We start from the raw sequence: 16,280 nt of genomic DNA on the forward strand, positions 1-16,280 counted from the left end.
CAAGAAAACGTTTTATGAGAGAAAATTAATTTAAATACCAGTTTATTTGTTGGTTGACTGTTATTAATCAAACAAGTATGAATCAGTCAGACAACAATCCTTAGTTATTTGTAGCTAAGGAATACAAATATAGTTTTTTCTCTCATTTTATTCTCATTAATTATTTGTCCAAAAATGTGAAAGCGTTTTACAACAAACTATTTAACAGGTATGATAAAGATATAAAACTTGTACCTACAAGTGAAAGGAGAAAGGTTATGGGTAAATTTGAAAAAGATGCTAAGTCGTTGATTGACCTCGTTGGTGGAAAAGACAATATTGCAGCGGTGACACATTGTGCAACGAGAATGCGGTTTGTACTCAATGATCCGAAGAAAGCTGATCAGCCTGCTATTGAAGAGTTAGATGCTGTCCGTGGTATTTTTACCAATGCTGGACAATTTCAAGTCATTATTGGAAATGAAGTGCCTTCTTTTTATCAAGAATTTGTAAGTCTTGCTGGAATTGAAGGTGGTAGTAAAGAAGATGTAAAAGCAGTTGCCAAGCAAAATCAAAAATTTTTCCAACGTGCAATTACTGTTTTAGCAGAAATATTCACGCCATTATTACCTGCCATTATTGTTGGAGGGTTGATTTTAGGATTCCGTAATGTATTAGAAGCTGTTCCGATGGGGTGGCTTGCTGGGAAAACCATCACAGAGTCGTCTGTTTTTTGGAATGGAGTCAATAGCTTTTTGTGGTTACCAGGTGAAGCCATCTTCCATTTCTTACCAGTCGGCATTACGTGGAGCATTACTCGCAAGATGAAGACAACGGAAATTCTTGGGATTGTCCTCGGGATTACGTTGGTTTCACCACAGCTATTGAATGCATATGCCGTAAATAGCACGACTGCGGCTGAGATTGCGCAGAATTGGACCTGGGACTTTGGGTTCTTTACAATGGAAAAAATTGGCTACCAAGCACAAGTCATACCAGCAATGTTAGCTGGATTCTTGCTCGTTTACTTGGAACGATTTTTCAGAAAGCATATTCCTGAAGCTGTCTCGATGATTTTCGTGCCGTTCTTCTCATTGATTCCGACGATTCTAGCAGCTCATTTGATTCTCGGACCGATTGGCTGGCATATTGGCTCAGCAATTTCGACCGTTGTAAATGCTGGTTTAACTTCTTCTGTCAATTGGTTGTTTGGCGCCGTCTTTGGTGCACTGTATGCGCCGCTCGTTATTACTGGGTTGCACCATACAACGTTAGCCATTGATTCCCAATTAATTGCTGATTTTAAATCAACAAACTTATGGCCGATGATCTGTCTATCGAACATTGCACAAGGTGCGGCTGTTTTAGCTGTAGTCTTTGCTCACCGTGGCAACAAGAAAGAAGAACAAGTCTCAGTACCATCAGTTATCTCTGCTTGGTTAGGTGTAACTGAACCGGCAATGTTTGGGATAAATTTAAAATACATGTATCCTTTTGTGGCGGCAATGATCGGTAGTGGTCTAGCTGGTATGTTTGTCACGATTTTCGGAGTAAGAGCTTTTTCAATCGGTGTCGGTGGACTACCAGGTATTTTAGCCATCATGCCGAAGTACTATCTGATCTTTGCCATTGGCATGATAATTGCCATTGTCGTACCATTTCTCTTGACGTTGATTTTTAGAAAAACAGGCTTATTTAACAAAATTGACCGCGTAGGCGAAGCGATTTCCCCAATAGATGCAACTTTAGAGCCAGCGGTAGCGCCTGTAACACTAGTAGATGAAGATATTTATGCACCTTTAAACGGACAACTATTCCCCCTAAGTCATGCAGTTGATCCGGTGTTTTCACAAGGAACGATGGGTCAAGGCATGGTGATTGAGCCGACTGAAGGCAGTGTGTATGCACCGGTGACAGGGATGGTTAGCTTATTATTCCCAAGCAAGCACGCCATTGGCTTAATTGATGACCAAGGAGTAGAGATATTGATTCATGTCGGTATGGACACGGTGAATTTAAATGGTGCACATTTTACCGCACTTGTGAAGCAAGGTGACCATGTAACGCGTGGCCAAAAATTATTGGCGTTTGATTTAGAAGCAATTCAAGCAGCAGGCTATCAGACTCAAACACCAGTCATTATTACCAATTCCGGAGAGTATCAAGTCGATCCAGTACTAGAACCTGGCACAGTCGCGAAAGAACAAGCAATCATGCATGTGCAGTCACGTAACTAAGAACGTAGAATGGAGTTTTCAAATGTCTTTTAAACAGAAAGTAGTGTATCAAATCTATCCGAAATCTTTTTATGACCACAATGGTGATGGGTTCGGAGATTTAGCAGGTATCATTGAGAAATTACCCTACTTGGCTGACTTAGGAGTAGAGATGCTGTGGCTAAGTCCTATTTACCCGAGCCCACAAAAAGACAATGGCTATGATGTGGCCGACTATCAAGCCATCGATCCTATATTTGGCACGATGGCAATCTTTGAGCAGTTGGTCGCTCAAGCCAAAACATATGGTATTGGTATTATGTTGGATATGGTCTTTAATCATGTCTCGACCGAGCACGAATGGTTCCAACGAGCGTTAGCCGGAGAGAAGAAGTACCAAGATTACTTTTTGTTACGCGATGAGCCGACGAATTGGCAATCCAAGTTCGGCGGTAGTGCATGGGCGCCATTTGGCCAAACGGGCAAGTGGTACTTGCATCTATACGATGTGACCCAAGCCGACTTAAATTGGCGTAACCCTGATGTACGCAAAGAGCTACAAAAGGTATTGGATTTTTGGTTGGACAAAGGTGTGGACGGCCTACGCTTTGATGTGATTAATGTCATTGGCAAAGATGAGCACATAAAAGACGCGGCTGATGGTATTGGCAAAGCCGAATATACCGACCGACCCATTGCCCACGACTACATTCATGAAATGAATCGAGCCACCTTTGGCCCACGAGGTACGATCACAGTGGGTGAAATGAGCTCGACGACGATTGAAAATGGTGTTTTATACACCCAAGAAACGCGTCACGAGCTATCGATGATTTTTAACTTCCATCATTTGAAAGTGGATTATGCAGCTGGTGAAAAGTGGACGACGAGTAAGTTTGACTTCCACCAACTAACCAAGATTCTCCATGAATGGGGCGAAGGGATGAGCGAGCACGACGGGTGGAATGCGTTGTTTTGGAATAATCACGATCAGCCTAGAGCGCTTAATCGCTTTGTCGATTGGCAGACATATCGCGTGGCTGGTGCCCAAGTGTTAGCGGCGATGATTCATCTGAATCGAGGCACGCCATTTATCTACATGGGTGAAGAAATCGGCATGCTTAATCCGACGTATGACACGATTGATGCATTTGATGATATCGAATCAAAAAATGCCTATCAGATGCTCATAGCTAAGGGCAAATCAGCGAGTGAAGCACTGGCGATTGTTCAAAGTAAATCGCGGGACAATGCACGAATTCCTATGCAGTGGCAAACGGCGAATAACGGTGGATTTACAACAGGAACACCGTGGCTTGCGCCGGGCGATTATGCGAATATTTCTGTCGAACAGGAGCGAAAGAATCCGCAAATCTTTGGGTTCTATCAGCGGTTGATTCAGCTACGCAAAATGTATCCGATTATTGCAGAAGGTAGCTATCAAGGCTATGAGAAAAATCATTCGCAAGTTTTTTCATTTATCCGAGAACTAGGCAATCAAAAACTAGTAGTAATGAATAATTTATCAGCTACAAACGCAACGATTGCTTTACCTGATGAATTTTTAGCTGGTCAGGTCCTAATCAGCAACCAAGAAACGCAAGTAATGAAAGACATGACGCTCATGCCATATCAAACTGTTGCCATCCTAATTTAAGAAGAGTGTCTGTGGGTGGTTTGAGCACCATGCAGTCGCCCTACTACATCCGAATAACAGCATTAGCTATAAGCAAGAAACCAGAAAGACCAAAAGTTTGAGAAACAGCTTGCGGATCTTCTGGTTTTTTGCATGGGATTGAATGATGCTGTCTTGAATTTCTTTAGTGTTATCAGTTGCTTACTTTTTGTAAGATTTGTATGATAGCCACTGTAAAGAAGAAAAAGGAGTGGAGTAATCATGGACTATACAACAAGTAAAGAAGAACATCCAATTAAAATCGTCAATCTTTCATCTTTAGAAAAAGCAGTGAAAGAAGACATGGACAAAGGAGCGTTTGGGTACATTCGTGGCGGATCAGAAGACGAATGGACATTACGTGAAAATACGCAAGCTTTCTCAAAGAAAAAAATCATTCCTCGCGTATTACAAGCTATTGATCATGTGGATTTGTCGACTGAATTATTCGGTATTCCTTTAAAAACACCGATCATTCAAGCTCCCTCTGCCGCGCAAGGTTTAGCGCATGTCAAAGGGGAGGTCGATACGGCCATTGGGGTAGCCAAGGCGGGCTCTATTTTTGCGATTAGTACGTATGCAAATACCAAAATTGAAGATGCAGCAGCAGCGGCTCCAGATGCGCCCCAATTTTTCCAATTGTATATGAGTAAAGACGATGCATTTAATCAATTTTTACTTGATAAGGCTGTCCAATCAGGTGCAAAAGCCATTATTTTAACAGTCGATTCAACACTTGGTGGCTACCGTGAAGAAGATATCGTCAATGACTTCACCTTCCCATTACCAATGCCAAACTTAGCCGCTTTTAGTGAAGCGTCTGGTGCCGGTGAAGGCAAAGGAAAAGGCATTTCAGAAATATATGCTGCAGCAAAACAAGCCATCGTGCCAGAAGATATCCAAAAAATCAAAAAAATGTCTGGCTTACCTGTCATTGTCAAAGGGATTCAATCGGCAGAAGATGCCGAAGTAGCCATCCAATTTGGTGCTGATGGCATTTGGGTGTCCAATGATGGCGGACGACAATTAGACGGTGCGCCAGCGTCATTTGATGTATTGCCACAAATCGCACAAGTTGTTCGCAAACGCGTACCAATTATTTTTGACTCAGGTGTGCGTCGCGGCGAGCATGTCTTCAAAGCATTAGCAAGTGGTGCCGATGTGGTTGCACTTGGTCGTCCAATTATTTATAGCTTGTTCTTAGGTGGAGCAGAAGGCGTGACTTCTGTCTTTGATCACTTGAACAAGGAATTAGCCATCACGATGCAACTAGCCGGGACAAAAACGATTGAAGACGTCAAACAAACGACACTCGTCGACTAAACAGCATTGACAGACCAACCAAGTTTGCGTAAACTAATCATTATTAGAAAATGATGAAAACGCAATGAACAGAAGATAAGGTATTGGCAGATTTTAGAGAGTCTATGGTTGGTGAAAATAGATAGATGGCAGACCTTAGCATGAGCTGGGAGCGGTGTCTTGGTTCTAAAGCTGAGACGACGGTGAGATGTCCGTTAACATAAGAGATAACATAATAAAGGTGGTACCGCGAGCTTCGCCCTTTTCGTCTAGACGAAAAGGGCTTTTTTATATCAGAAAATAGGTATCAAAAAGGAGGACACGGCATGAAAAAGATAGCGGTAGTCTTATTGCAAATGGATATTGCATTTGGAAACCCAAAAGAAAATCAACGACACGTCAGAGAACTATTTCAAGAAGCAAACTTACAGCCAGGAGAACTTGTGGTATTGCCAGAGATGTGGAACACCGCGTATGATTTGACGCGCCTAGAAGAGATAGCAGATTATAACGGTCAAGAAACATTGCAGTTACTAAAAGAGTTAGCGACAACGTATCATGTGACGATTGTCGGTGGTTCGGTAGCAGTGAAAGAAGGGGCGGATTTTTACAATCGTACTTATGTCATTGCTGAAAATGGATCCGTACTGACGCAATATGATAAGGCGCATTTATTTGGCTTAATGGCCGAGGATCGCTACTTAGCTTCTGGTAATAAGCTTGCATTTTTTGAAAACAAACAAGTGACAATCAGTCCATTTATCTGCTATGACTTGCGCTTTCCAGAATGGTATCGCTTGGCAGCTCAACAAGGCGCTGAAGTCTATATTGTTAGTGCCCAGTGGCCTGTCCAACGCTTAGCACAGTGGCGCAAGCTTCTGCAAGCTAGGGCAATTGAAAATCAAGCCTTTTTCATAGCGGTCAATCGAGTAGGTGCTGACCCTGCAAATCATTTTCCAGGTCATTCGATGATTATTGACCCTTTAGGAGAAATCATTCTCGAGTTAGATGACCAAGAATGCATCGCGCGCGGAGAGGTAGATGCTGCTGCGATTTTGCCTGTACGAGGAGAAATTCCAGTCTTTAAGGATGCGCGACCAATATTGTATGAACAAATTCGCAAAGGGGAGACAAACCATGGTATTTTCGACTAAACTCAATCAGTTACCAAAACAATTTTTTGCTTCATTGGTGGCGAAGGTAAACAAAAAAATCGCAACTGGCGCTGACGTCATTAATTTGGGACAAGGGAATCCAGATCAGGCGACTCCTGCTTTCATTGTTGAGGCGACCAAACAAGCGCTTGATGATCCAATGACGCACAAATATTCACAATTTCGCGGCAATCATGAATACAAGCAAGCAGCAGCTGATTTTTATTATCAACAATATGGTGTAACGGTCGATCCGGAAACAGAAATTGCAGTGATGGGTGGGAGCAAGATTGGCTTGGTGGAATTGCCACTTGCCTTACTTAATCCTGGCGAGACGATTGTGCTACCTGATCCTGGTTACCCAGACTATCTTTCTGGTATCGCCTTGGCAGATGTCAAAAGTGAATTGATTCCATTACAACCAGAAAAAGGCTATCTGCCAGACTACTCTGAATGGTCGCCAGAGCTGAAAGCAGCGGCTAAGCTTTTGTATTTAAACTATCCAAACAATCCGACAGGGGCGCAAGCAACGCCTGAATTTTTTGATGAGACCGTTCAATTTGCTAAGGAAAATGACTTGATTGTCGTTCATGATTTCGCGTATGGTGCCTTAGGAAATGGTCAGACGGCGCCAGCTAGCTTCTTGCAAGCCAAAGGAGCCAAAGAAGTCGGGGTCGAGCTCTATACACTATCAAAGACCTATAACATGGCTGGCTGGCGCATTGCATTTGCAGTAGGAAATCCAGAAGTTATCGAAGCCATTAACTTGATTCAAGACCATTTGTTTGTAGGTATTTTCCCGGCATTGCAAGCAGCAGGTGTTGCAGCATTGACAAGTGGACAAGAGCCTTTACAAAAAATTGCAGCACAGTATGCAAGTCGGCGCCAAGCATTCGTGACCGCTGCGGCAAAAATCGGCTGGCAAGCATACCCATCTGATGGCGCATTCTACTGCTGGATGCCAGTACCAAAAGGCCATACAAGTGAATCTTTCAGTGATCTACTATTAGACGAAGTTGCAGTGGCAGTCGCACCAGGTGTCGGCTTTGGCGAACAAGGAGAAGGGTTCGTCAGAGTGGGACTGACGATTGGCGAAGCTCGCTTAGTCGAAGCAGTCGAACGCATCGGGACGTTACATTTATTTGAATAACATCAAGCTAGGCAAGGGTGGTTTAAGAACTGTATCCGCGCTTGCCTTTTTAAAAAAATAATAAGCTTTGAATTTACTTAAGAGTTTGTGAACAACTATCACATGATTTATCTAAACCAGTAAAAAATTTTATTAGAGATATGATTTATGGTATTGCAAAAACCAATCTCTGATACTAGCAGAGATTACTCGATTATTAGTAGAGGATATTGACTTGCTATCTACTATCAAACGTCTAAGTAGAAATGCGAAAGATTTTAAAGATCACACGCTATTATCCGCTAATTATGCTGCACTTGAAAAAAAGCATATCAAAGATGATAGGTTAGTCACTGTTGAGCATTCTGATATTGTAAAACCCTGTGGGGAACAATTTGAAGCACTAAGTAGCGTTCATGACAGCTCTAAAGGAGGCATTGAAAAAGGAATCTGATAACTAACATACCCGTAACGACTTTTAAAACAAAACACCCTATCCCTATCTATTCCCATATGTTTTCTTCTGCAGAAAAAGATTTGATAGTAAAAAAATAAGGTGGGCTTTCTTTTTATCAAAACAAAAAGAAAGCCTTTTCTTTTTGTTTTGATAAAAATTAGAAAAGCTATTGACATGAAATAAAGGCGAATGTTATTATCACAGTGTAAACGTTTACGTTCTTTCTTTTATGAGTAATCTGCTACGTGGTAAATTTAGAAATATATTTTTTTATTAGTTACGTAAACGTTTACGTAGTTGACTATGTCAAATAATTCAAAGGAGAAAATCAAATGGGGAAAATGCACAAATTTTTAACTGGAGCGGTAGTATTAAGTAGTGCATTACTATTAGCTGCGTGTGGGGGGGGTTCCGATAAAAAGGAAACCAAGAAAGATGCTGATGGAAACATTGTTATGACGGTTGGTCAACAAACACAACCGAACTCTAAGTTACCAAAAGGTGATACTTATGCAAATAATGCGTATCGCAGATTAATCAAAAAAGAATTGGGTGTTGATATTAAAAGTGCGTTTGAAGCAAATGGCGACGATTATACCCGTCAAGTATCTTTAGCAATTGCTTCTGGCGATATTCCTGATGTTATGCAAGTGAGCCATGATGAAATGGTTGAATTAGCAAACAATGATTTAATTGCAGACTTATCAGATGTATACAAAAAATACGCATCTGATAACATCAAAGATATCTACAAATCGTTTGATAACGTACAAATTGATTCAGCGAAAATTGATGGAAAAATAATGGCTTTACCTGGAACTGCCAATGATTTTGGTCCAAACATGGTTTGGTTCAGACAAGACTGGCTTGATAATTTAGGAATTAAATTGGATCCAGATGGAAATCATGCAATTACATTGGATGAATTGGAAAGTACTGCCAAAGCATTTAAAGAAAAAGATGCTGGTGGTAATGGAAAAACACAAGGTTTAGCTTTAGCAAACTACTTGACATCTGATAGTCATGGTAGCTCTGGTTATACTGCAACAGCTATTTTTAACTCATTTGGAGCGTATCCAAAAAATTATCTTAAAGGTGATGATGGAAAATTAGTTTATGGTTCAAATACGGAACAAGCAAAAGAAGGATTAACATACGTTAAGCATTTATTTGATGAAGGATTACTTGATTCACAATTTGGTACTCGTACGTATGATGATATTAACGCAATGATGATTAATGGTGAATTAGGTATTATTCCTGGACCATGGCATATCTCTGATTGGGCATTGGTTCAAGCCAAAACAGCTAATCCGAAAGCAACATTTACGCCGTATGCAATTGAAAGCAAAGATGGTAGAGTAAATGGTGTATCGAAACCAGGTGTTGGTGGTTACGTGGTTGTTAGCAAGAAATTTGCTAATCCAGAAAAAGTTGTTGAAATGTTCAATTTATTATTTGACAAAGTAGCGAACTCAAAAGACATGGAAAAAGAATATCCTGAAATTTATGATTATGCTCAAAAAGCAGTTGATGGTTCAGTGAAACCAGTCAATATCGAATTCTTCAAAAACTTGAGTGAAATTGATGATGCAGTGACTGCGACAGATGCTGCGGAAGGCAAAACAAATATCGATGATATTACGAAGTTTGTCGTTCAAAATAATGCTCGTAAAATCAAAGCTTATTTGGACAACCCAGAAGGAGCAGATCCAACCGACTGGTCTGTATACGCTTCACGTGCTTTAGCAGTAACTGGTGTAATGGATGGTGTACGTAAAGAAGGCATCTATAACGAAGTAAAACCATTTATAACCTTTGATACAATTAAAGCAAACGATCGTAATGGTGCTCAAATTTCTAAACTTGAAGAAGAAACGTTCATCAAATTTGTAACAGGAGCAGAACCATTAAGCAAATTTGATAAATACACCAAAGAATGGGATAACCAAGGTGGTAAAGAAATTCTCGCAGAAATGCAAAAAATTGCTGACAAGCAAAAATAACTAAATTGAGTTATGAGTTAATAGAGCATTTATCAGCAAATGCTCTATTTTCTATCTGACAGTAAGGAGACTATTATGGATAAAAAAGCGATAAAAAGGAAATCTTGGTTTTCAAGAGATCAATGGCTATTCATAGCTATGGTAATGCCAGGAATACTCTTTTTGTTAGTTTTCTCTTATGCACCGATGTTTGGGTTAATTATGGCGTTTCAAGATTTTATACCAGCAAGAGGTTTTATACATTCTGAATTTGTTTACCTCGATAACTTCAAATATCTTTTTAATTTACCTGATATCTGGCAAGTTACCTATAATACCGTTTATATTGCCGTAGGGAAAATCATCTGGAACACAATCATCCCAATAGTATTTGCAATTTTATTAAATGAAATTCGTGTCCAATGGATGAAACGTACGATGCAAACAGTTGTTTATTTACCTTATTTTCTTTCATGGGTAATCTTAGCTTCGGTTATTGTAAACTTGTTTAGTTTAGATGGAACAGTCAATCAAATTTTACAAAGTATCGGTCTTAACTCAGTGAATTTCTTAGGTAGCAATAAAGTGTTCCCACATCTATTAATTTGGACGGATGTTTGGAAAGGTTTTGGATATAACTCGATTATTTTCTTAGCCGCTATTACGGCGATTGATCCAGGATTGTATGAAGCAGCGACAATGGATGGGGCGAACTGGTATCAAAAAGTACGCTACGTAACGGTTCCAGGGATGATGCCTTTTATTATTTTGATGACAATTTTGGCTTTGCCAGGCATTTTAAGTGCTGGTTTTGACCAAGTGTACAATTTGTATTCTCCTCCAGTGTATTCGAGTGGGGATGTCTTAGATACATATATTTATCGAATTGGTCTAATTGGACGAGACTATAGTTTAGGGGCTGCAGTTGGGTTAATTCGCTCGATTATCGGATTATTCTTAATCTGGATTTCGAATAAAGCGGCTGAAAAAGCAACAAATCGGGTGATGTTCTAAACGTTAAAGGAGGAATAAAAAAATGAAAGAAAAATTTGGCATTCGTCAATTTATTATCTATTTATTAGTAATTCTCTTGACGTTATCATGCTTAATCCCATTGATGAATGTAATTGCGCTCTCTATAAGTAGTTCTCAGGCAGCAGCCGCAAATAAGGTTGGTTTATGGCCAGTAGAATTAACTTTTGCAGCATATGAAAAAATTGTCGGTGATGCGCAATTTTGGCGTTCATTCGGCATTTCAGTATTTAGAGTCTTCGTAGCACTTGCACTAAACTTGATACTGATCGTGACATTGGCCTATCCTTTGTCAAAAAGCAAAAAAGTGTTCTTTTCCCGCAAGTTTTTTATGAACCTTATGATTTTTGCAATGCTCTTTAACGGTGGAATGATTCCAACTTATTTAGTTGTAAAAAATCTAGGGTTGATTAATTCCGTATGGTCATTGATTTTACCTGGTGCTGTTCCTATTGGTAGTGTGATTTTAGTAATGAACTTTTTCCGGGGGATTCCAAAATCATTGGAAGAATCAGCTTTGTTAGATGGCGCAAATGCTTGGGATATTTTGCTTAAAATCTATATTCCGATTTCTTTACCATCCTTAGCAACGGTATCTTTATTCAGTATTGTAGGTAGTTGGAATGACTTCTTTAGTGGATTGGTTTACATGACGGATATTAAAAATTATCCATTGATGACCTACATCCAATCATTGTCCGTAAATATTGCAGCTGCATTACAAAATGCTAGTGGATTATCTACTGAGCAATTACAAAGCTTGTTATCAGTATCAAACCGTAACTTGAATGCTGCGAAAATTGTTGTAGCAATCATTCCGTTACTAGTCATTTATCCATTCTTACAAAAATACTTTGTTCAAGGAATTGTTGTAGGAGCGGTCAAAGAATAGTTTTTGAATGTGTCAAAACGAGATGAGAAGAAAAGAGGTGAAGAATGTGGATAGATTTTTTGATGTTGGTGGCCCCGTGTATCGTGTACTTGCAAAGATCTGGGGATTGATGGTGCTGAACTTTTGTATCCTCATAACTAGTCTGCCACTCGTCACAACGGGTGTTTCATTGAGCGCAGCTTATACCGTTTGTTTCAAGATGCATGAAAAAAATGATATGCAAGTAACGAAAAATTATTTTGTAGCGTTTAAGCAAAATTTTAAACAGTCAATGGTATTTAGTATGATTCAATCCTTGCTTTCAGTGCTATTTATAGTGGATGGTTGGTATTTTGTGCAGACATTCCATGGCATCACACTTCCGATGGTCGGTGTTGGGGTGACAGCGTTATTTATTTTGTTTATCACTCAATATTTGTATGCTTATATTGCGCGTTATCAAGATAGTCTAAAAAATAGTCTGGTCAATTCATTGAAACTTACTGTCATGAATGTGTTTACGAGCGTTCTTTTGGCGGGCATGAGTATTGGGGTCATTGCATTGATGTTTCTTTCTTCAAATCTTTTTGTTTTCATACTGTATATGAGTGTCTTCATAGGCATCGCATTTATGATTTTCTTAAAATCGTTCTTATTGTTAGGTATTTTTAAAAAATATGAAAAAATGAAGGAGATTTAACATGACGTCATGGTGGCAAAAGGCCGTAGTATATCAAATTTATCCTAGAAGTTTCCAGGATAGCAATGGAGACGGAGTTGGGGACATTCCTGGGATTATTTCCCGTTTAGATTATTTACAATTATTAGGAATTACAGCTATCTGGCTTTCGCCAGTTTACAAATCACCGAATGATGACAACGGCTATGATATCAGTGATTATGAAGATATTATGGATGAATTTGGTTCGATGGCGGATATGGAAGAATTAATCCAAGAAGCCAATAAAAGAGACATTAAAATCGTTATGGACCTTGTTGTTAATCATACTTCTGATGAACATGCTTGGTTTGTAGAAGCCAAGAAAGGCAAAGAAAATCCATACCGAGATTATTATGTCTGGCGTGATCCAGTTAATGGGGACGTCCCAAATGATTTGCATTCAGCATTTAGTGGAAGTGCATGGGAATATGATGAAGCATCGGGGCAGTATTATTTACACTTGTTTAGTAAAAAACAACCAGACTTAAATTGGGAAAACAAAAAAGTTCGTCAAGAAGTCTACGATATGATGAATTTTTGGTTGGAAAAAGGAATTGGTGGTTTCCGGATGGACGTCATCGATTTAATTGGCAAATTACCTGATCAAAGCATTACAGGAAATGGGCCAATGTTGCACACGTATCTTCAAGAAATGAATCAAGCAACGTTCGGCTCGCAAGATGTAATGACGGTGGGTGAAACTTGGGGAGCAACACCCGAAATCGCTAAATTATACTCTGATCCGATAAGAAATGAACTTTCAATGGTTTTTCAATTTGAACACATTGGTTTGGATCAACAAGAAGGCAAAGATAAGTGGGATTTGAAGCCACTGTCTATTGGTCAATTGAAGCAAATTCTATCTAAGTGGCAAACTTCATTAGGACATGAAGGTTGGAATAGTTTATTCTGGAACAATCATGATTTACCAAGAATCGTTTCACGTTGGGGAAATGACAAAGAGTATCGTGTGGAAAGTGCCAAAATGTTTGCTATTTTGCTACATATGATGAAAGGGACGCCATACATTTATCAAGGGGAAGAAATTGGCATGACGAATTGCCCAATTTCAACAATTGATGAAGTTGACGATATTGAAAGTATTAATATGTACAACGAGCGCCTAGATCAGGGCTATACGAAAGAAGCCATTATCGAATCCATTAATGCTAAGGGACGTGACAATGCCCGGACACCAATGCAATGGGACAATTCGGCCAATGCAGGCTTTACAACAGGGACACCTTGGTTGCACGTTAATCCAAATTATCCTGAAATTAATGTGGAACAAAGTTTGGCGGATGAGGATTCTGTTTTTTACACATACAAAAAATTAATAGAATTACGCAAAGAGCATGCGATTGTTGTTTGGGGCGAATACGAACTAATTGAAGATACAGAAGAAGAAGTATTTGCATATTATCGAGAATTTTCCGGTGAGAAATGGCTAGTCGTGGCTAATTTTTCGGAATCAAAGCAAACGTTTACGTTGGAAGAAGAAATTGGGGAAGTACTTGTTCATAACTATCACACCTCATTACCAAAAAGTGGCGAAGTATCATTAAAGCCATATGAAGCATTTGCTACAAAAATTTTAAAAAATGTATAGGAGGGAATGATGACTAAGTCTATTATTCAAGGAGAACATTATCGTATCACAATTCTAACGAATCAATTGATTCGGATGGAATATAGTCAAACTGGACAATTTGAAGATCGTCCGACACAAACTGTTTTAAATCGTACATTTGGAACACCAACAGCAACCACTTCTGAAACGGAAACGCAACTAGAAATTCATACACCAAATTTTGATCTTTTTTACGAAAAAGAAAAGGAATTTAATGAATACACAGTTTCGATGGATGTGCGCTTTGCAACAGGTTATACGCACCATTGGCGTTTTGGAGATACTGAATGGAACCTAAAAGGAACAACGCGAACACTTGATGGAGCAGATGGAGAAATTCCACTTGAAGATGGTATCATGAGCCGTAACGGTGTCACTATAATGGACGATTCAACAACTTTTGCGATAGATGAGATGAAGCAACCAGTTAATCGCCTAGGAAGTGAAACGGATTGCTACCTCTTTGCTTATGGACATGATTACTTCCAAGCATTGAAAGATTTCTATCAGTTGACAGGTCAAACACCCTTGCTACCTCGTTATGCTTTAGGAAACTGGTGGAGTCGTTATTGGAAATACACGGAAGATAGCTATTTAGAATTGATTGAACAATTTAAAGAAGAAGCGGTGCCTTTATCGGTGTCGGTAATTGACATGGATTGGCACTTGACGGAAGTGCCAGAACGTTTTGGTAATGGTTGGACAGGATACACATGGGATAAAAAATTATTTCCGAATCCGACACGCTTTATGCAAGCGATACATGATCGAGGCTTAGCGATTACGCTCAATGTCCATCCAGCTGATGGGATTCGTGCATTTGAAGAAGCTTATCCACGAGTGGCAAAACGGTTGCATCTCGACCAAGAGGCAGAAGAGCCAGCTCGCTTTGATTTAAATGACGAAAATTTCCGTATCAGTTATTTCGAAGATGTTCATCATCCAATGGAAGAAGATGGAGTCGATTTTTGGTGGATTGATTGGCAACAAGGAACAAAAAGTGAAGTAGCCGGCTTAGATCCGTTATGGCAATTGAACCATTACCACTTTCTAGATCAAGTAGAACGCAAACACGATCCATTAATTTTATCCCGCTATGCCGGACCAGGAAGCCATCGGTACCCACTCGGCTTTTCTGGGGACACGATTATCAGTTGGGAATCGCTTGATTTCCAACCATACATGACCGTCACGGCTTCGAACATTGGTTATTCTTGGTGGAGTCATGATATTGGTGGACACATGTTAGGATACAAAGACGAAGAATTGTCCTTACGCTGGTTGCAATTTGGGGTATTTAGTCCAATCAATCGTTTGCATAGTTCATCAAGTGCGTTTACAAGCAAGGAGCCTTGGACCTATGAACCAACAATAGCCGGGATTATGAAGGATTACTTGCGCTTCCGCCATGCTTTACTGCCTTATCTTTACACAGCAAATGTGAAGATACATGAGAATGGTGAACCGCTGATGCAGCCAATGTATTACCGTTACCCGGAAGTAGATGCATCTTACCGTACGCGTAATCAATACTTCTTTGGTTCCGAACTTTTGGTTGCTCCAATTACACAACCGATGGATCGGCAGACAGAGTTAGGAAAAGTGGCTGTCTTTTTACCAGAGGGAGATTGGTTTGACTTTTTCCGAAACTGTCGTTATGAAGGCGATACAACCATTACGATGTATCGTTGGTTAAATGATATTCCTGTTTTAGCTAAAGCGGGCGCCATTGTACCTTTAGATGCCCATCCTGAGCAAACAAAAGCGAATGAATTGCCAACAACCATCCGTTGGGAAATTTTCCCTGGAAGCAGCAATCAATATGAATTGATTGAAGATGAGGGAAATCAACGATGCGTGACCCGCGTTCGTTTGGATAATGAAACCAAAAAATTGGTTATCGAAATAGAAGGATCGAAAGATATTCTGCCAAATGAACGTCAACATGAGTTTCATTTACGCGTGACCGATGAAGTACAGGTTAGTGGCGATAATCTTTCCTCTATGTATGATGCTCAGTTGAAAGAACAAATCATTTTAATCAATCAACCAGAAGAGCAACATATGCTCACACTATCAGGTTTTGCCTACAGCAAAACACAAACTAGTGAACAGGCTGTTTTTGATAT

The 16,280-nt window shown here is 39.8% G+C and carries 12 protein-coding genes; all 12 read left to right on the top strand.

The features are described from left to right. Positions 1 to 257 precede the first annotated feature (257 nt). Positions 258 to 2,216, top strand: a complete 1,959-nt coding sequence (treP, locus tag NE257_RS07500; protein ID WP_251886145.1) for a PTS system trehalose-specific EIIBC component — start codon at positions 258 to 260, stop codon at positions 2,214 to 2,216. Positions 2,217 to 2,238: 22 nt separating this feature from the next. After that, positions 2,239 to 3,852 carry an alpha,alpha-phosphotrehalase gene (locus NE257_RS07505; protein WP_251886146.1) on the top strand — a complete coding sequence of 538 codons (1,614 nt, stop codon included), beginning with the start codon at positions 2,239 to 2,241 and terminating at the stop codon, positions 3,850 to 3,852. 240 nt (positions 3,853 to 4,092) lie between these two features. Beyond that, positions 4,093 to 5,193, top strand: coding sequence for a lactate oxidase (locus NE257_RS07510; RefSeq protein WP_251886147.1), 1,101 nt, complete (start codon positions 4,093 to 4,095; stop codon positions 5,191 to 5,193). A gap of 305 nt (positions 5,194 to 5,498) precedes the next feature. Beyond that, positions 5,499 to 6,326, top strand: coding sequence for a carbon-nitrogen family hydrolase (locus NE257_RS07515; protein WP_251886148.1), 828 nt, complete (start codon positions 5,499 to 5,501; stop codon positions 6,324 to 6,326). After that, positions 6,310 to 7,476 carry a pyridoxal phosphate-dependent aminotransferase gene (locus tag NE257_RS07520; RefSeq protein WP_251886149.1) on the top strand — a complete coding sequence of 389 codons (1,167 nt, stop codon included), beginning with the start codon at positions 6,310 to 6,312 and terminating at the stop codon, positions 7,474 to 7,476. The genes NE257_RS07515 and NE257_RS07520 overlap by 17 nt, the downstream gene beginning before the upstream one ends. 214 nt (positions 7,477 to 7,690) lie before the next feature. After that, positions 7,691 to 7,909 (top strand): hypothetical protein, encoded by a 219-nt coding sequence (locus NE257_RS07525; RefSeq protein ID WP_251869525.1) that lies wholly within the window; start codon positions 7,691 to 7,693, stop codon positions 7,907 to 7,909. 335 nt (positions 7,910 to 8,244) lie between these two features. Beyond that, complete coding sequence (locus NE257_RS07530) at positions 8,245 to 9,918, top strand: type 2 periplasmic-binding domain-containing protein (protein ID WP_251886150.1); 1,674 nt, start codon at positions 8,245 to 8,247, stop codon at positions 9,916 to 9,918. Positions 9,919 to 9,993: 75 nt separating this feature from the next. Continuing rightward, complete coding sequence (locus NE257_RS07535; protein ID WP_251886151.1) at positions 9,994 to 10,911, top strand: ABC transporter permease; 918 nt, start codon at positions 9,994 to 9,996, stop codon at positions 10,909 to 10,911. Between the two features lie 22 nt (positions 10,912 to 10,933). Next, positions 10,934 to 11,821: a carbohydrate ABC transporter permease gene (locus NE257_RS07540; protein ID WP_007207693.1), complete on the top strand. Its 888-nt coding sequence runs from the start codon at positions 10,934 to 10,936 to the stop codon at positions 11,819 to 11,821. Between the two features lie 46 nt (positions 11,822 to 11,867). Next, a complete protein-coding gene (locus tag NE257_RS07545) occupies positions 11,868 to 12,500 on the top strand; it encodes a YesL family protein (RefSeq protein WP_251886152.1) in 633 nt (210 codons plus the stop codon). A gap of 1 nt (position 12,501) precedes the next feature. Then, the gene (locus NE257_RS07550) at positions 12,502 to 14,130 is read left to right on the top strand and encodes a glycoside hydrolase family 13 protein (RefSeq protein ID WP_251886153.1); all 1,629 of its coding nucleotides are present in this window, start codon (positions 12,502 to 12,504) and stop codon (positions 14,128 to 14,130) included. Between the two features lie 9 nt (positions 14,131 to 14,139). Next, positions 14,140 to 16,280: glycoside hydrolase family 31 protein (locus tag NE257_RS07555; protein WP_251886154.1), on the top strand; the 2,141-nt coding region annotated here is incomplete at its 3' end.

It is taken from the genome of Enterococcus italicus (genome assembly GCF_023743875.1).
In the GTDB taxonomy this organism is placed as follows: domain Bacteria; phylum Bacillota; class Bacilli; order Lactobacillales; family Enterococcaceae; genus Enterococcus_G; species Enterococcus_G italicus.